This is a genomic window from Phytomonospora endophytica (assembly GCF_014202425.1).
Classification (GTDB): Bacteria; Actinomycetota; Actinomycetes; order Mycobacteriales; family Micromonosporaceae; genus Phytomonospora; species Phytomonospora endophytica.
On record NZ_JACHGT010000020.1, the window covers coordinates 25,813 to 42,515 of the forward strand.

Here is a 16,703-nt window from a genome sequence, read left to right on the forward strand (position 1 = left end):
ATGCGCGCCTCTCGCCTCGCCCTCGTCGGGTTGGCGGCCGTCACTTTACTGCTGAGCGCCTGCTCCACCGACACGCCGACCGAGACACCCCCGGGCGACCAGCCGACCCAGACCGCCGACGGCGAATGGTTCGTCCGGGCCGACTACGACCGTCAGCTCGCCCAGCGCGCGATGACGCCCGAAGGCCCCGCCGACAAGCCCTACCTGCAGGCGATCCAGCCCGAGTGGATCGACACCGCCAAGTTCAAGAAGGACGGCGGCGACGCCACGGTCTGCTTCTCCAACGCCTCGATCTCCAACCCGTGGCGGGTCACCGGCTGGATCACCATGCAGCAGCAGGTGGAGGTGCTCAAGCAGAGCGGTGACATCGGCGAGTTCCGCGTGTCGGACGCCGGAGACGACGACAACAAGCAGATCTCCGACATCCAGGCCTTCGTCGAGGCCGGCGACTGCGACTCGATCATCATCTCCCCGTCGACGACGGCGACCCTGACGCCCGCCGTCCAGGCCGCCTGCGACAGCGGTGTCCCGGTCGTCGTGTTCGACCGCGGTGTGCAGACCGACTGTGCCGTCACCTACATCCACCCCATCGGTGGTTACGCATTCGGCGCCGACGCAGCCGAGTTCCTGGTGAAGAACCTCGAACCCGGTAAGAAGGTCCTCGCGCTGCGGATCCTGCCCGGCGTGGACGTCCTGGAGAACCGCTGGGCGGCCGCGCAGGAGGTCTTCAAGGGCAGCGGCATCGAGGTGCTCGGCAACGAGTTCACCGGCGGTGACGGCGCCAAGATCAAGGACATCGTCTCGCAGTACCTGCAGCGCGGCGACGTCGACGGCATCTGGATGGACGCCGGAGACGGTGCCGTCGCGGCCCTCGAAGCCTTCGAGGACGCCGGAAAGCCCTACCCGGTCTTCTCCGGCGAGGACGAGCTGACCTTCATGCGCAAGTGGAAGGACACCGGCATCAAGGCGATCGCGCCGGTGTACTCGAACTTCCAGTGGCGCACGCCGATCCTGGCCGCGACGATGATCCTCAAGGGCGAGAAGGTCCCGTCGGAGTGGGTGCTCCCGCAGTCGCCGATCACCGACGCCGAACTCGACGACTACCTGGCCCGCAACGCCGACATGCCTTCGCTGCACTACGCGAAGTTCGGCGGGGAGGACCTCCCGGGATTCCCCGACGCCTGGAAAGATCGCTGACATGAGCCATGCCATCGGCGTGAACACGTGGGTCTGGACGTCGCCCCTCACCGACGCCCGCCTCGCCGAACTCGCGCCGATGGTGCGCGACCGGGGTTTCGACGTCATCGAGCTTCCTGTGGAGACGCCCGGTGACTGGGACCCCGGCCGCGCGGCGACACTGCTCGAAGGCCTGGGCCTGGCGGCCAGCGTCGTGCTGGTCATGGGCCCGGGCCGCGAACTGGTCGAGGCGCCGCCCGAGGTCGTGGCGTCCACACAGGACTATCTGCGGCACGTCGTCGACGTGGCCGCCGAAGTCGGGTCGCCGACGATCGCCGGGCCCGCCTACTCCTCGGTGGGGCGGACCTGGCGGATGTCGGAGGCCGAGCGGGAAGCGGCCTACGAGCAGCTGCGCGAAGGGCTCGGACCCGTCGTGGAGCACGCTCTGGGCGCCGGCGTGACCGTCGCGATCGAGCCGCTGAACCGTTACGAGACCTCGCTGATCAACACCGTCGAACAAGGACTCGACGCCCTCGACGGTTTGCCCGAGGAGGGTGTCGGTCTGGCCCTCGACGTCTACCACATGAACATCGAGGAACGCGACGTCGCCGAGGCGATCCGCATCGCCGAGGACCGCGTCGCGCACGTCCAGGTCTGCGCCAACGACCGCGGTGCCCCCGGCGCCGACCACCTGAACTGGAAGGGCATTCTGGCGGCACTGTCCGAAGTGGAGTACCGGGGGCCGCTGGTCATCGAGTCCTTCACCGCCGAGAACGCCACCATCGCGACCGCCGCCTCCATCTGGCGGCCGCTCGCCGAGACGCAGGACGCGCTCGCCTTCGACGGGCTGGAGTTCCTGCGGGGGCTGTGGGGTAAGTAGGTTCCCCGGACGGCCGCGTGTCGCCATCGCGGCCGTCCGGGGTCTTCGTCAACGCGCGACGTTGCCGGTGGAGACGGCCGGCGGGCTCGGTCTTTCGGGTGCGCTCGGTCATGCCGGGGGCCGGCGGTAGCGGTCTCGCGCCGGGGACGCGGCCGCAGCGGACTTCCCTCGGCGAGTCTCGCTTCGCGGCTCGCGCTGGGTCGGGGACCCGGCCGCAGCGGTCCCGTCAAGGGCGGGTTCCGCTTCGCTCGCCCGCCCTGGCCGGGGACCCGGCACCGGCGGCGGGCCGAGCCCGATCCCATGCCGCAAAGGCGGTTTCGTTCGCGCCGCCCAAACAAGCACAGGCCCTTAAAACCTCACCCACCCAAGGCCGGGAACCCAAGACGCCGCCCCGCGAGCGTGAGCCTCGCTTCGCTCGCCCACGCAAGCCAGGGAACCTGGCCGCAGCGGCCCGTCAAGGCCGGGTCTCGCTTCGCGGCTCGCCCCGGCCGGGAACTTGGCCGCAGCCATCCCGTCAAGGTCGAGTCCCGCTTCGCGGCTCACCCCGGCCGGGGACCCGGCACCGGCGGCGGGCCGAGCCCGATCCCATGCCTGTCAGGCGGTTTCGTTCGCGCCGCCCAAACAAGCACAGGCTCTTCAAGTTCACCCACCAAGCCCGGGAACCCAAGACGCCGCCCCGCGAGCGTGAGTCTCGCTTCGCTCGCCCACGCAGGCCAGGGAACCCGGCCGCAGCCATCCCGTCAAGGTCGAGTCCCGCTTCGCGGCTCACCCCGGCCGGGGACCCGGCACCGGCGGCGGGCCGAGCCCGATCCCATGCCTGTCAGGCGGTTTCGTTCGCGCCGCCCAAACAAGCACAGGCTCTTCAAGTTCACCCACCAAGACCGGGAACCCAAGACGCCGATCCCGCGAGCGTGAGCCTCGCTTCGCTCGCCCACGCAGGCCAGGGAACCTGGCCGCAGCCATCCCGTCAAGGCCGAGTCTCGCTTCGCTCGCCCACGCAGGCCAGGGAACCTGGCCGCAGCCATCCCGTCAAGGCCGAGTCTCGCTTCGCTCGCCCGCCCACGCTGGGGACCCGGCACCGGCGGCGGGCCGAGCCCGATCCCATACTTCTCAGGCGGTTTCGTTCGCGCCGCCCAAACAAGCACAGGCCCTGAAAACCTCACCCACCCAAGCCCGGGAACCCAAGACGCGGCCCCGCGAGCGTGAGCCTCGCTTCGCTCGCCCACCCCGGCCGGGGACCCGGCCGCAGCCATCCCATCAAGGCCGAGCCTCGCTTCGCTCACCCACACAGGCCAGGGAACCCGGCCGCAGCCATCCCGTCAAGGCCGAGGCCCGCTTCGCTCACCCACCCCGGCCGGACCCCGGCCGCAGCGTGGGGCGAGAACGACGACTCCGGTGGTGGCGATCTTGGTGCGTGCGCATGGGCGTTGTCTCCTGGGCCGGGCCAGGCCAGGCCGGGCCGGGGCGGGTGGCGGTCCGGCTGTCGGTCTCACCCCGTTCGGGCGCGCTCGATCGTCTCTTCGTAGGCGGATGCCTCGAAGCGGTAGCGGGAATCGACGTGGTGCGATTCCAGGCTCGGCGTGACGTACCAGGTGATCACCTCGCCGTCTCGTCGGATGTCGGCGTAGGTGGCGCCGCAACCGTCGTGGCATTCTCCACTGTGGATGCGGGTCCGGCCGGTGGAGAGCAGGCGGGGGAGCGCGTCGGCCTCCAGGCGGGCGTTGGAGACGCCGGGGGAGACCGGGACGCCGTCGACGAGTGGAACCAGGCCCACGTCGGCGATGACCGGCCCGGTCGGCGGTCGCTCCAGGGACAGTGCGTGGAAGCCCTCCGTGGCGGCGGTTCGAGGGCGTTTCAGCCAGCGCAGAACCCGGTCGGCCCACGGTTCGGCGTCACCTCGGGGGAGGGCCGCGACGAGCCGTTTCCGCAGTGTCGCCGGCTCGCCCGGTTTCCATGGCAGGGCTGCGGTCTGGCCCGTTCGCAGTTCGACGGCGAGCCGGGCGACCAGTACCGGTTCCAGCACGCCGGCGACGTGGGCGAGCGCCCTCCAGGTGGCGAGCGCGTCGGCCCGGTCGAGGAGCAGCGCCCCCCTCGGCGATGGCATTGCCATCGCCAGGAGGATCCGCGCGGCACCGGCGACGGTCTCGGCATCCGGTCCGGTGGTCAGCGTGGTGGCGAGGTCGGTCGCGTCGGCGATGCGTCCCGCCGATCGTGGGCTGATGTGGCCGTCGTGCCGGATCGCGTTGCGCCGCAGCCAGTCCGCTGCCGACGGCGTGCCGAGCCGGCTGAGCTGCCGTACCGCGAGGTCGGCGTCGGGGCCGTCCTCGGCGATCGCGATGAGGGTCTGCTCGTCGCCCGCGGTGGCGAGTTCGAGGACACGCTCGGCGGTGTGGGCACGGGTGGCCCGTTTGAGTTCCGCCTCGTACTCGCCGGCGTCGAAGCGCACCTCCGGAAAGGGCCACGGGTCACCGGCCATCGTCTGGCGCCACCCGTCCCAGATGACCTGGCCGCCTTCCTTGCGGATGGTGACGAACAGCCCGCCGCAGCATTCGGGGTCGCAGGCGCCGTTGGCCAGTTCGGTTTCGTGCGGCTCGGCACGGGCGTGCAGCCCGTTCGCGGAGTCGAGCAGGTACCAGGCATCGCTCGTGGCGAAGAACTCCGCCGTGAGCACCGGCCGCCCGTCCACGAGGACGGACAGGGCCGTCTTGCCCTCCGCGCCGATGCCCGCGGTTTCGACGCGGAACCCGGCCGACGGCGTCGCGGGCGCGGGGGAACGTCCCAGCACGGCGGTGAGCCGTGCGGCGATCTCCTCCCGTGTCCCCGGTGGCCAGTCGAGCAGCGCGGGGACGTGGAGGTACAGGTCGTCACGGACGCGTTCGATGAGCCCGTGTTCGGCGACCGGCAGCCGGTCGCAGACCTCCGCGAAGGCCGCGTAGGCGTCGACGGCGTCGGCGTACCCGGTGAGCCCGCCGCGGAGGCTTCCCGTCCTGACCCTGGGGGCGGACAGCAGGATGTGGGCGGCGTTGCGCACGACGACGACCTCGTCCCCGTGCTCCCGCAAGGCGCGCGGCAGGTCGACGGCCCGCGCAACCCGCGGGGCGTTGCCGGTCCAGTCGTCGGGGCCCGTCATCGAGTGCCGGAGGAGCCAGGGGACGGCCTCGGGTCTGCCGCAGAGCGCGGCGACGGCGAGCCGGGCGGGTCCTCGTTCGCCGCAGATACCGGCGATCCAGAGGAGATGCCCGGTGGATCCGGGCGGCTCCGCCAGGATCCCGATCGCCGCCGCGCCGGGTTCGTTGGGCAGGAAGGCCAGGTGCCGCAGCACGTCGGCGTCCTCCGGCCCGGCCCGGCCGCGCAGCATCGTGAGGCCGATCAGCAGCGGAGGCGAGGCACTCGCGTCGCGGATCAGCCACCGGGCGAGCGCGGCGACGGACTCCTCCGGCCCGAAGTCGTGCTCGTCGGCGTGCCAGCGGCGCCCCGGGAAGCCGATCTCGGCGAGCCGGGTGTGCAGTGATCGGTGCGTGCGCCCGGAGAAGCGCCGGATCTCGGCGAGGATGAGGTCGCCGCGTTCCTCGAAGGGCACCGTGTCGGCGTGCTGCTCGGCGGGTTGTTGGAAGGCGAAGGGGCCATCGCGGTGCTCGGCCAGTTGCGCGACCACGTGTGCGTAGACGGAGTGCGGGCCTGTCATCGGTGCGCGTGGGACTCGTTTCCGTAGGTCATGCCGTCAATGTCCCACACGCGGGCAAGTCTCCTCGGAAAGCGCTATCTTGGCCGGATGCGCCTGCTGATCTTCTCGAAGACGACCGGTTTCCGCCACGACTCGATCCCCACGGGCGTCGCCGCCGTCGAGGCCCTGGCCGCCGCCAACGGCTACGCGACCGACGCCACCGAGGACGCCGGCGCCTTCACGCCGGAGAACCTGGCCCGCTACGCCGCCGTCGTCTTCCTGTCGACCTCGGGCGCGCTGTTCGACGACGCCCAGAAGGCAGCGCTGAAGGACTACGTCGAGCGCGGCGGGGGCTACGTCGGCATCCACGCCGCGTCGACCACCGAGTACGACTGGCCCTGGTACGGCGAGCTCGTCGGCGCCCGCTTCACCCGCCACCCGCGTCCCCAGGACGGCGTCATCCACATCGAGGACGGCGATCACGACTCCACGAAGCACCTCGGCGCGACCTGGCCGCGCTTCGACGAGTGGTACGAGTTCGCCGAGAACCCGCGCGGGCGCGTCAGCGTCCTCCTCACCGTCGATGAGTCCAGCTACGAGGGCGCCGAGATGGGCGCCGACCATCCCCTCGCCTGGTTCCACGAGATCGGTGGTGGCAAGGCCTTCTACACCGCCCTCGGCCACACCCACGAGTCCTTCGCCGAACCGGAGTTCCTGGCCCACGTCCTCGGCGGGATCCGTTACGCCACAGGCGTCTAAGGCCGCGTGCCCAGCCGGGTCGGGACGGTCACGACGTCGACGAGCGCGCCCTTGCGCAGCAGGGTGATCTGGAGGCGGCTGCCGATCGCGGGGCCGAGCATGAGCCGCTGCATGACCTGCATCGACGTCAGCTTCTCCCCGGCCGCCGACAGCAGGACGTCGCCGAGGTAGATGCCCGCGAGACCCGCCGGGCTGTCGGGGACGACCTCGACGACGCGCAGCCCCTCGCGCTGCCCGAAGCGTTCGGCCAGCGGGGGCGGCAGCGGCACCGGCATCCCGGCGACGCCCAGGTACGCCCGCCGGACCGAGCCCTCGGTGAGCAGCTCGCCGATGATGCGGCGGGTCGTGGCGTTCACCGGGACGGCGAGGCCGAGTCCGTAACCCGCGACGGCGGTGTTGACGCCGACGACCCGGCCGTGGGAGTCGGCGAGGGCGCCGCCGGAGTTGCCGGGGTTGAGTGCCGCGTCGGTCTGGATGACGTCGTCGATGAGCCGGACGTGTCGACCGTCGCGAGCGGGCAGCGAGCGCCCCAGGCCGGAGACGACGCCGGCGGTGACGGAACCGGCCAGGCCCATGGGGTTGCCGACGGCGATGACGAGCTGGCCGATGCGCAGTTCGTCGGCGTCGCCGAGTTCCGCGGTGGCGGGACTGGAGCCGTCGGCGCGCAGGACCGCGAGGTCGGAGAGCGGATCGGCGCCGACGACGGTGAAGCGCGTCGAGGTGCCGTCGGCGAACGCGGCGGTGCCGTGGTCGGCTCCGGCGACGACATGCGCGCTGGTGAGGAGGAACCCGTCGGCGGTGAAGGCGACGGCCGAACCCGCGCCCGTACCGCGCCGGCCGCGGACGGAGAGGGCGGCGACGCTGGGGAGCAGGCGGTCGGCGACGGTGGTGACGATGCGGCTGTAGGCGTCCATCGCTTCGGTCATGAAGGGCTCAACGCGCATCGAAGAAGATCTATGCCTTCTGGCAGACCGGGCACCAGAACAGGTTCCGCCCCGCCAGCGCGGCCTGCGACACCGAGCTCCCGCACACGTGGCACGGCAGCGAAGCCCGGCGGTAGACGTACACCTCACCGCCGTGGTCGTCGACGCGCGGCGGCCGGCCCATCGCCTCGGGCAGGTGCTCCGGGCGGACGGTGTCGATCCGTTTCGCCTCGACGCCCAGGCGCATCAGCGCGACCAGGTCGGCCCAGATCGCGTCCCACTCCGCGCGGGTGACCGCCCGGCCCTCGCGATACGGGTCGATGCCGTGCCGGAACAGCACCTCGGCGCGGTAGATGTTCCCGACACCCGCCACGATCTCCTGGTTCAGCAGCAGCGCGGCGATGCTCGTCCGCGACCTCGACACCCGCCGCCACGCCCGCTCCGGATCGGCGTCCGCTCGCAGCGGATCCGGCCCGAGCCGGTCGAGGACCGCCGCCCGCTCACCCTCCCCGATCAGCTCACAGGCCGCCGGCCCGCGCAGATCGGCGAACCAGTCGGCGTTGGCCAGCCGCAACCGCACCTGCCCGACGACCTCCCCACCGCTCCCCGGCGCGAAGGCGACCTTCCCGTACAGCCCGAGATGGACCCGCACCCAGCCGCGCGGACCGAAACCCAGGAACAGGTGCTTCCCATAGGCGTCGGCGCCCTCCATCACCCGCCGGTCCAGCAGCTTCGCGCTCTCCGCGAACCGCCCCTGCGGACTGGTCACCCGGACCTTCCGCCCGGCGAAGCGCTCGCCGTAGGCACCGGCCAGGCGGTGGATGATGTGGCCTTCGGGCATGGGGGCTCCGTTCTGCGCTCCGGGAGACGCTCCATCCTGCCCCGCCGCCGAAACAGGGCTGCGGGCGCCCGCCCGCCGGGGTTAGGTTTCAGGTTCCGCGTGATCTATGGCTCCCACCCACGGAGGCTTGTCCATGTCGATCCCGTACGCCCGTTTTCCCACTGTCTCCGGCGACACGGTCGTCTTCGTCGCCCAGGACGACCTGTGGTCGGTCCCGGTGTCCGGGGGCCGCGCGACGCGGCTCACCTCGGGTGCGGCGGCCGCGTTCCCCGCCTTCTCGCCCGACGGTGCCCACCTCGCCTACATCAGTGCCGCGCACGGTGCTCCCGAGGTCCACGTCATGGAGTTCGCCACCGGCCGCTCCACGCGGTTGACCTGGCAGGGCGAGTTCGTGTTCTCGGTGTCCTGGTCGCCCGACGGCCGCGTCGTCCGCTACGGCTCGACGGCCGGGTCGGTGCGGGAACCGCTGCTCTGGGAGGTGCCCGCCCACGCTCCCTTCGGCGGGCCGCTTCGCCTGCCGGAGGGCTCCGGCATGGCCGTCGGGGGTGGCCCCGGCGAACCGTCCTTTGTGTACCGCCACTGGACCGACCCGGCGCACTGGAAGCGTTACAAGGGCGGCACTCAGGGCCAGATCTGGTGGGACGAGCACGGCACCGGCGAGTACCGCCGGATCCTCGCCGAGCTCAACGGCAATCTCGCCGGTCCCCGCGTCGCGCACGGCCGCCTGTTCTTCCTCTCCGACCACGAGGGCACCGGCAACGTCTACAGCGTCGCCTTCGACACCGGTGACCTGCGCCGCCACAGCGATCACGACGGCTTCTACGCCCGCAACCTCTCCACCGACGGCGAGACTCTCGTCTATCACGCCGGAACCGGTCTGTACGTCCTCGACTCCGCGGCCCCCGACTCGCGGCCCCGCCGCGTCGAGGTCGATGTCGAGCGGCCGTCCCTGCCCTTCGCCGACACCTTCGTCTCCGCGGCCGAGTTCGCCGAGTCCGCGGCCCTGTCGCCCGACGGCTCGCGGGTCACGCTCGCGACCCGGGGCAAGCTCTTCGCGTTCGCCCCCGCGAAGGGTCCGGTCCGGCGCCGCGGTGAGACCGCGACCGCCCGCTACCGCATGGTGCGCCATCTCGACGGCGAGCGCGTGATCGGCCTGGTGAGCGACGCCGGCCCGGAGGAGCGGCTGTTCGTCCTCGGCGAGGACGGCGAGCGCCGCCACGGGCTGGATCTGGGAGCGGTCGTCGAGTACGCCGTCTCGCCCGACGGTTCCCTTGCCGTGGTGGTGAACCAGCGTTACGAGCTGATCCTCGTCGACCTCGCCGCCGGTACTTCGCGGGTCCTCGACACCAGCCCGCACGGGCCCCTGCTGGACCCGGTCTTCTCGCCCGACGGTGTCTGGATCGCCTACCGCCACCCGGACGCGGGCACCGAACCGGAGGGCGAGCCGCGCTCGTCGATCCGGTTGCGCAACGTGGAGACCGGTGAGTGGGCCACGGCCGCCGAGCGCGTCCTGCACGACTTCCGGCCGGAGTTCGATCCCGAGGGCCACTACCTCTACTTCATCGGCTTCCGCGACTTCAACGGCACCTACGACTCGCTGCACCTCGACGTCGGTTTCGCCAAGGGTTCGCGGCCGTACGCCCTCGCGCTGCGCCCGGGCCTCGGTTCGCCCTTCGAGGCGGGGGAGCGCGAGGGCGAAGGCGTTGTCCTGGAAGGGATCGCCGAGCGGATCCACCGCTTCCCGGTTCCCGACGGCCGCTACAAGCGCGTCCTCGGCCTCCCCGGTGGCCGGGCCCTGCTGCTCTCGGGTGTCTCCAGTGAGCAGCTCGACCGGCGTAAGCCGCCGGGCCGGGTCACCGACACCCTCCAGGTCCTCGACTTCGCGAGCGGTGAGCTGAGCACGGTCGCCGAGAACGTCGCCGACGTGTGGCTGAGCGCCGACCGGTCGACCTCCATCCACCGCTCCGGCGACGAGTGGCGTGTGCTGCCCGCGGGCAAGGCGCCGTCGGGCGAGGAGGGCCGCCTCGATCTGAGCCGGGTCAAGCTGTCGGTGCGGCTCGCGGACGAGTGGCGGCAGATCATGCGCGAGTCCTGGCGCGGACTGCGCGACCACTTCTGGACCGCGGAGATGTCCGGTGTGGACTGGGATGGTGTCTACGCCGAGTACGAGCCGCTGCTGTCCACAGTGGCCACACGCCGGGAACTCGGGGACCTGATCCTGGAGTTCCACGCCGAACTGGGCACCTCGCACACCTACCACCAGTTCGAGCCGCCGGTGCCCGGCGACCGGCGCTCCGTCGGCCGGCTCGGCGCCGACCTCGTCCGAGACGACGAGAACGGCACCTGGCGGGTGTCGGCACTCGTGGGCGGCGACCGCTGGAACCCCGAGGCGACCTCGCCGCTGCACGTGGCCGGCGTCGTCGACGGGGACGAGATCCTCGCCGTGAACGGTGTGGGCGTCGATGCCGACCACGGGCCCGCCGCCGCGCTGGTCAACCAGGCCGGGGCACCGGTCGAGCTGACCGTGCGCGGGCCCGACGGCTCGCGGGACGTCGTGGTCACACCGGTCGGTGAGGAGTACGCCGGGCGCTACAGCGACGCGGTCGCCGCGAACCGGCGCAGGGTCCACGAGGCGACCGGCGGGCGCGTCGGGTACGTCAGCGTGCCGGGGATGTTCCCGAACGGTTTCGGCTACTTCATGCGCGACTACCTCGCCGAGTTCGACCGCGAGGGCCTGATCGTCGACGCCCGGAACAACTCCGGCGGCCACCTGTCCCCGCTGGTGCTGGAGAAACTCGCCCGCCGCAGGGTCGGTCAGACCCACTGGCGGCACGGCCGTACTCAGCCCTACCCGCTCGAATCGCCGCGCGGGCCGCTGGTGGGTCTCGTCAACGAGTACTGCGGCTCCGACGGCGACATGTTCGCGCAGGCCTTCCGGCTGATGGGTCTCGGCCCGCTGGTCGGCGCCCGCACGTGGGGAGGCGTTATCGGCAGCACGCGTCTCCAGCGGCTGGTCGACGGCTCGACCACCTTCACCCCGATGATGGCGATCTCCTTCGATGAGGCCTACTGGAGCGTCGAAAACCACGGTGTGGCACCGGATGTGGAGGTCTGGCGCACCCCGCAGGACTACGCCGCCGGACGCGACCCGCAACTGGAGACCGCGATCGAACTGGCCCTGACCGAACTGGAGAAGCGGCCGCCCTACGAGCACCGGGCGGCCCCACTGCCGGTGAAGACCCGCCCGGCGTTGCCGCCGCGTCCCTGACCCGCGACCGGGTGCCGTCCACAGCGGATGGCACCCGGTGCGTCAGGACAGGCCGAGGCGGTCGGCGAAGAAGGTCAGGTGGTCGGCGTGCAGATCGCGCGCCCGGCTCGCCGAACGGGCACCGTGACCGCTCTCGCCCCGGCGCCGCAGCAGCAGCGGCCCGGCGGTCTCCGGCCGCCCGTGCTGGAGCGACGCGCACATCTTGCGGGCGTGCGCGGGATGGACGCGGGCGTCGTTGTCGAAGATCGTGAACAGCGCGTCGGGGTACTCCACGCCTCCACGGACCCGCGCGACCGGCGAGATGTCCCGCAGCCAGGCGAACTGCGCGGAATCGGCGGCGCTGCCGAAACCGTTCGTCCACTGTGCTCCTTCGCCGTGCTCCTCGAAGCGCACCATGTCGAGCATCGGCGCCGACATCACCGCCGCCGCGAACAGCCCCGGCTCCTGCGTGATCGCCGCCCCGACGGTGATCCCGCCCTTGCTGCCCCCACTCGCACCGAGCATCGCCGAGGTCGCCGAACCACGCTCCACGATCAGCCGCGCGCAGGCGATGAAGTCGTCGACCGGGTTCTGCTGGTGCGCGCGCATTCCGGCGGCGAACCACGCGGCGCCGTACTCGCCGCCGCCGCGCAGATTCGTCATCGCGTACCGGCCGCCCGCCAGCACCCACGCCAGCCACGTCGGCCGGTACTCCGGCGGCCAGGACACGTTCCACCCGCCGTAGCCCTCCACGATCGTCGGCAGCCGCCGGCCGGCCGGAACGTCCGAAGGGGACAGTAGAAAGAACGGGATCCGCGTCCCGTCGGCCGAGGTCGCGAACAACTGCTCGACCGACACCCCGGCGACCGCCTCGGTCTCCTCGACCGCGACCGGACCGTCCGCCGAAAGGCGCAGCAGCGTCGGCGGCGTGGTGTGGTCGGTGTAGACCAGCCCGCCGCCCAGATCGAGCCTTCCCCTGCCCGGCAGGGGAAGTTCGACCGGGGCGAGCGCGCCGGAAGGGTCGTGCAGGCTCAGGACGCTCACCACGTCACGGCGATGGGCGGCCAGGATCCGCCGTCCGTGAAAGGCGAAGGCGTAGAGGATGTCCTCGCCTTCGGCGATCACGTCCCGCCAGGCCCCGTCGTCGCCGACCTCGGCGAGCCGCCACCGGGGAGCGCCTTCGGCGGTGAGGAGGTACAGCCGCCCGTCGGGCCCGAAACGCGCGTAGGTCAGCACGTCCGGCCCGGACTGGACGGTCGTGCGGCCGCCGTCGCGCAGGTCCACGACGTGCACGTCGGTCCGCAGGAGGGAGCTGTGCTCGACCGTCACCGCCAGCCGCGACCCCGCCGGATCCAGCGAGAGCCGGTACTCGGCCGCCGTGACTCCGGGATCGGCGAACACGAGCGCGTCCCGGTCGAAACCCGTGCCGATCTCGTGCCGCCACACGTCGTGGACCAGCGGTGCGGACGGCCGCTGGTAGACGAACCCGTGCGAGTCGGGCAGCCAGGCGACGTCGGCGGCCCAGCCGGTGCACACCGGCGGCCCGAGCGTCTCACCGCGCCCGACGTCGAGGACGTGCAGGAAGGAACGGTCGTCGCCCCGGTCGGAGACCTGGTAGGCGAGCAGCCGCCCGTCCGGTGAGGGCGTGTACACGTCGAGGGTCATCGTCGCCCGCTCCGACAGGTCCGCCGGATCGAGCACGACGCGTTCGCGCCCGTCGGGTTCGATCACGACGAGCACGGGATGTTCGGCGCCGGGACGGCCGCGCGTGACGAAGACCCGCCCGCCGCCCTCCTTCGGCGTGCCCACCGTCGGCCGCTCCAGCTCGGCGAGCCGCCGCAGCCAGGCCGCACGCTCCCCGGCCAGCCCCGCGAAGTAGCCCTCGGCGAGCGCGTCCTGCGCCTTCGTCCAGGCGCCGGTCGCGGGGGAGTCGGTCTCCAGCCAGCGGTAGGGATCGGGGACGACCTGGCCGTGGCGCTCCACGGCGGTGTCGTCCCGGCGTGCCTCGGGGTAACGCATGATCAACACTCTAGCGATTGCTAGGGTGTAGGGCCAGAGGGTCCCCCGTCTGGTTTAGTGGGGACGTGCCGACCAGTCCGCGCCTGCGCGCCCTCGCCCACCCGATCCGCCTGCGCATGCTGTCGCTGATGTGGGCCGGGCCGATGTCGGCCGCCGAGCTCGCCCGCGAGCTGTCCATCGGCCACGGCCTGGCCACGCAGCACCTGCGGGTCCTCGACAAGGCCGGTTACGTCGAACTCGTCGAGATCCGCGCCAAACGCGGCGGCCGCGAGCGGCGGTTCGCCACCGTCCGCGGCACGCCCCTGAGCGACCAGGCCGCCGAGGGCGGCCTGCCGCTGCTCGTCCAGAGCCTCGGCGGGGCCGTGCGCGACCGCGTCCCCGCCCACCGCGTCGACCGCCCCCTGCTCACCGTCGACGGCGAACTCTGGATGACACCCGAGGCCTACCAGGCCGCCCACGACGACGTGCTCGCCGCGATCGAGCGCTTCCACGCCGCCGCCGTCGCCCCGCACGCCGAGGGCGCCGAACGGGTCAGTCTCACCGCGGTCGCCTTCGCGATGACCGAATCGGTGGTGCCGGATCCGCCCGAGGGGTGATCATGGGGCATGCGGATCCTGGTCACGGGCGCCACCGGTTACGTCGGCGGACGGCTCGTCCCCCGCCTGCTCGAATCCGGCCACGAAGTGCGCTGCCTGACCCGCTCCCCGGACCGCCTGCGCGACGTCCCGTGGGCCCTGGATGTCGAGATCGCGACCGGTGACGTCGCCACGGGCGAAGGCCTCGCCGACGCCCTGGACGGTATCGAGGTCCTCTACTACCTCGTACACGCCCTGGGGCGCAAGGACTTCGCCGACGTCGACCGCCGCTCGGCGGCCAACGTCGCCGAGGCCGCCGGCGCGGCCGGAGTGCGGCGGATCGTGTACCTGGGCGGCCCGGTCCCGCACGGCCGGCACATCTCGGCGCACCTGCGTTCGCGCGGTGAGGTCGCCGAGGTCTTCCTGCGCGGTGACGTCCCGGCGGTGGTGCTGCGGGCGGCGGTCATCATCGGCTCCGGGTCGGCGTCCTTCGAGATGCTGCGGCACCTCACCGAGCGGCTGCCGCTCATGGTCACTCCCCGCTGGGTGCGCAACCGCGTCCAGCCGATCGCCGTCCGCGACGTCCTGTACTACCTGACCGCGGCGGCCGCGGCCTTCCCACCGGAGGTGAACCGCGCCTTCGACATCGGCGGCCCCGACGTACTCACCTACGCCGCCATGATGCGCCGCTACGCCCGGGTCGCGGGCCTGCCGCCGCGTGTCCTGCTCCCGGTCCGGGCGCTCACACCGACGCTGTCCTCGTACTGGGTGGGGCTGGTGACACCGGTTCCCAACGCGATCGCCAGGCCCCTCGTCGAGAGCCTGGTGCACGAGGCCGTGTGCTCCGAACACGACATCGCCGACCACGTCCCCGACCCGCCCGAGGGCCTCACCGGTTTCGAGACCGCCGTCGAGCTGGCGCTGCGCCGGATCGCCGACGCGGCCGTCGAGACGAGCTGGACCAACGCCTCCGTTCTCGGCGCGCCCGCCGAACCCCTGCCGAGCGACCCCGCCTGGTCGGGCCGCACGGTCTACACCGACATGCGCGGACGCGACGTCGACGCCCCGCCCGAGGCGCTGTGGGACGTCGTCGAGGCCGTCGGCGGCGAGCGCGGCTGGTACTCCTTCCCGCTGGCATGGGCCGTTCGCGGGTGGCTCGACCGTGCCGTCGGCGGTGTCGGCCTGCGCCGGGGGCGACGCGATCCCCGCCGGCTGCGTCTCGGCGAGGCCCTCGACTTCTGGCGCGTCGAGGAGATCGTCCCGGGCGAACTGCTCCGGTTGCGTGCCGAGATGCGCGTGCCGGGGCGCGCGTGGCTGGAGATGCGGGTGCGCTCGCGGCCCGGCGGCAGCCGCTACGAGCAGCGCGCGATCTTCCTGCCGAAAGGGCTCGCCGGGCACCTGTACTGGGCCTCGGTCGCGCCCTTCCACGCGATCGTCTTCGGTGGCATGGCCCGTAACATCGGCCGGGCGGCCGAGCGACCGAAATAGTCGATAAGCAACCATTCGCCTGATTGACCCCGATAGCCTTGTCCCGACCGACCCGCCCGGTTCCGGCGCAAGACGAGGGAGGCGCTCCATGTCTCGGCAGCAGTTCGGTTTCCTGGCGGGCTTCCTGTTCGTCGGCCTGTGGGCACTCGCGGGCATCGGCCCGGCCATCGGCGCGCTCATCGTCGGCGGCATCGGGTTCTTCATCGGCCGGGTCCTCGACGGCGACGTCGATGTCAACGAACTGGTCGGCAGGTTCACGCCCAGCGGCACCAAGTCGCGCTGACGATCCACTACGCCAGGAGGCAGACCATGGCCGACACGGCCACCAGCACAGCCGCCCGCGAGGACGCCAAACGCGACACCTCACCGTCGAAGACCGGCGCGAAACGGCCCGCGGCCGAACAGGGCCGCACCCAGATGGAGACCGAGAACGGCAAGACCCGCATCGCCGACGGCGTCGTCGAGAAGATCGCCGGCCTCGCCGCCCGCGAGATCCCCGGCGTGCACTCGATGGGCTCGGGCCTGTCGCGCCGGATGGGTCAGCTGCGCGCCATCGTCCCCGGGAGCGGCGAATCGCTCGGCCAGGGCGTGTCGGTCGAGGTCGGGCAGCTCGAAGCGGCCGTGGACCTCGACATCGTCACCTGGTACGGCCAGAGCATCGTCGACGTCACCGACGCCGTCCGGCGCAACGTCATCGACCGCGTCGAGGAGATGACCGGGCTCAAGGTCGTCGAGGTCAACATCAACGTCGACGACGTGTTCGTCGAAGGCGACGACGAAGACGACGACAAGGAGCCGCGGGTCCAGTGACGCACGCCCATGACCGTGGTGCCTTCGCCAAGGAGCTCCACGACGCCATCGTGAAAGTCCCGGGTGTGACCAGGCTCGTGTCGAGTTCACCGGTCGAGGTCGCCACGCACTTCGCGGGCGGCCGCGTCGCCGGGCTGCGCCTGTCGGGCGACGTCGTCGAAGTCCACGTCGCGGTCGACCGGGTCCCGGTCGAGCCGGTCGCCGAGAAGGTCCGCGCGCTGGTCACCGAGCGGCTGGCCGCCGAGCAGGACGGCCGGCCCGTCGCGGTCACCGTCGCCGACCTCGACCTGGCGAACCTGCCGCGCCCCAAGGGGGGGTGAG

13 protein-coding genes are annotated in these 16,703 nt (G+C 72.1%); 9 read left to right on the forward strand and 4 right to left on the reverse strand.

Annotation, left to right across the window (positions count from 1 at the left end):
• Both HNR73_RS34310 and HNR73_RS34315 read left to right on the forward strand, forming a co-directional pair.
• Window positions 1–1,197, forward strand: a complete 1,197-nt coding sequence (locus HNR73_RS34310; protein WP_184792208.1) for a substrate-binding domain-containing protein — start codon at window positions 1–3, stop codon at window positions 1,195–1,197.
• Window position 1,198: 1 nt separating this feature from the next.
• Window positions 1,199–2,056, forward strand: a complete 858-nt coding sequence (locus tag HNR73_RS34315) for a sugar phosphate isomerase/epimerase family protein (RefSeq protein ID WP_184792209.1) — start codon at window positions 1,199–1,201, stop codon at window positions 2,054–2,056.
• A gap of 1,489 nt (window positions 2,057–3,545) precedes the next feature.
• Here HNR73_RS34315 and HNR73_RS34320 read toward each other — a convergent pair.
• Complete coding sequence (locus tag HNR73_RS34320; protein WP_184792210.1) at window positions 3,546–5,741, reverse strand: hypothetical protein; 2,196 nt, start codon at window positions 5,739–5,741, stop codon at window positions 3,546–3,548.
• Between the two features lie 87 nt (window positions 5,742–5,828).
• Here HNR73_RS34320 and HNR73_RS34325 point away from each other — a divergent pair, with 87 nt between their 5' ends.
• Window positions 5,829–6,479, forward strand: coding sequence for a ThuA domain-containing protein (locus HNR73_RS34325; RefSeq protein ID WP_239122179.1), 651 nt, complete (start codon window positions 5,829–5,831; stop codon window positions 6,477–6,479).
• On the opposite strand, the gene HNR73_RS34330 is transcribed toward HNR73_RS34325, so the two are convergent.
• A complete protein-coding gene (locus HNR73_RS34330; RefSeq protein ID WP_184792212.1) occupies window positions 6,476–7,405 on the reverse strand; it encodes a S1C family serine protease in 930 nt (309 codons plus the stop codon). The genes HNR73_RS34325 and HNR73_RS34330 overlap by 4 nt on opposite strands.
• Window positions 7,406–7,433: 28 nt before the next feature.
• Complete coding sequence (locus tag HNR73_RS34335; protein ID WP_184792213.1) at window positions 7,434–8,243, reverse strand: Fpg/Nei family DNA glycosylase; 810 nt, start codon at window positions 8,241–8,243, stop codon at window positions 7,434–7,436.
• A gap of 133 nt (window positions 8,244–8,376) precedes the next feature.
• Here HNR73_RS34335 and HNR73_RS34340 point away from each other — a divergent pair, with 133 nt between their 5' ends.
• Window positions 8,377–11,511 carry a S41 family peptidase gene (locus HNR73_RS34340; protein WP_184792214.1) on the forward strand — a complete coding sequence of 1,045 codons (3,135 nt, stop codon included), beginning with the start codon at window positions 8,377–8,379 and terminating at the stop codon, window positions 11,509–11,511.
• Between the two features lie 42 nt (window positions 11,512–11,553).
• On the opposite strand, the gene HNR73_RS34345 is transcribed toward HNR73_RS34340, so the two are convergent.
• Window positions 11,554–13,509 (reverse strand): prolyl oligopeptidase family serine peptidase, encoded by a 1,956-nt coding sequence (locus tag HNR73_RS34345; protein WP_184792215.1) that lies wholly within the window; start codon window positions 13,507–13,509, stop codon window positions 11,554–11,556.
• A 65-nt stretch (window positions 13,510–13,574) separates the two neighbouring features.
• Here HNR73_RS34345 and HNR73_RS34350 point away from each other — a divergent pair, with 65 nt between their 5' ends.
• From HNR73_RS34350 to HNR73_RS34370, 5 genes are all read left to right on the forward strand, one after another.
• Window positions 13,575–14,105 carry an ArsR/SmtB family transcription factor gene (locus tag HNR73_RS34350; protein WP_203686367.1) on the forward strand — a complete coding sequence of 177 codons (531 nt, stop codon included), beginning with the start codon at window positions 13,575–13,577 and terminating at the stop codon, window positions 14,103–14,105.
• 9 nt (window positions 14,106–14,114) lie between these two features.
• Window positions 14,115–15,572 (forward strand): SDR family oxidoreductase, encoded by a 1,458-nt coding sequence (locus tag HNR73_RS34355; protein WP_184792216.1) that lies wholly within the window; start codon window positions 14,115–14,117, stop codon window positions 15,570–15,572.
• Between the two features lie 88 nt (window positions 15,573–15,660).
• The gene (locus HNR73_RS34360; protein ID WP_184792217.1) at window positions 15,661–15,855 is read left to right on the forward strand and encodes a DUF2273 domain-containing protein; all 195 of its coding nucleotides are present in this window, start codon (window positions 15,661–15,663) and stop codon (window positions 15,853–15,855) included.
• A 26-nt stretch (window positions 15,856–15,881) separates the two neighbouring features.
• A complete protein-coding gene (locus HNR73_RS34365) occupies window positions 15,882–16,382 on the forward strand; it encodes an Asp23/Gls24 family envelope stress response protein (protein ID WP_184792218.1) in 501 nt (166 codons plus the stop codon).
• Complete coding sequence (locus tag HNR73_RS34370; protein WP_184792219.1) at window positions 16,379–16,702, forward strand: hypothetical protein; 324 nt, start codon at window positions 16,379–16,381, stop codon at window positions 16,700–16,702. Before HNR73_RS34365 ends, HNR73_RS34370 begins: the two co-directional genes overlap by 4 nt.
• Window position 16,703: the final 1 nt, after the last annotated feature.

Bases quoted from the DNA above. Each gene is read 5' to 3' on its own strand.
- HNR73_RS34340 (WP_184792214.1), top strand. From the start codon at position 8,377: ATGTCGATCCCGTACGCCCGTTTTCCCACTGTCTCCGGCGACACGGTC.
- HNR73_RS34320 (WP_184792210.1), bottom strand. From the start codon at position 5,741: ATGACAGGCCCGCACTCCGTCTACGCACACGTGGTCGCGCAACTGGCC.
- HNR73_RS34330 (WP_184792212.1), bottom strand. From the start codon at position 7,405: ATGACCGAAGCGATGGACGCCTACAGCCGCATCGTCACCACCGTCGCC.
- HNR73_RS34315 (WP_184792209.1), top strand. From the start codon at position 1,199: ATGAGCCATGCCATCGGCGTGAACACGTGGGTCTGGACGTCGCCCCTC.
- HNR73_RS34360 (WP_184792217.1), top strand. From the start codon at position 15,661: ATGTCTCGGCAGCAGTTCGGTTTCCTGGCGGGCTTCCTGTTCGTCGGC.
- HNR73_RS34355 (WP_184792216.1), top strand. From the start codon at position 14,115: ATGCGGATCCTGGTCACGGGCGCCACCGGTTACGTCGGCGGACGGCTC.
- HNR73_RS34345 (WP_184792215.1), bottom strand. From the start codon at position 13,509: ATGCGTTACCCCGAGGCACGCCGGGACGACACCGCCGTGGAGCGCCAC.
- HNR73_RS34325 (WP_239122179.1), top strand. From the start codon at position 5,829: ATGCGCCTGCTGATCTTCTCGAAGACGACCGGTTTCCGCCACGACTCG.
- HNR73_RS34335 (WP_184792213.1), bottom strand. From the start codon at position 8,243: ATGCCCGAAGGCCACATCATCCACCGCCTGGCCGGTGCCTACGGCGAG.
- HNR73_RS34365 (WP_184792218.1), top strand. From the start codon at position 15,882: ATGGCCGACACGGCCACCAGCACAGCCGCCCGCGAGGACGCCAAACGC.
- HNR73_RS34310 (WP_184792208.1), top strand. From the start codon at position 1: ATGCGCGCCTCTCGCCTCGCCCTCGTCGGGTTGGCGGCCGTCACTTTA.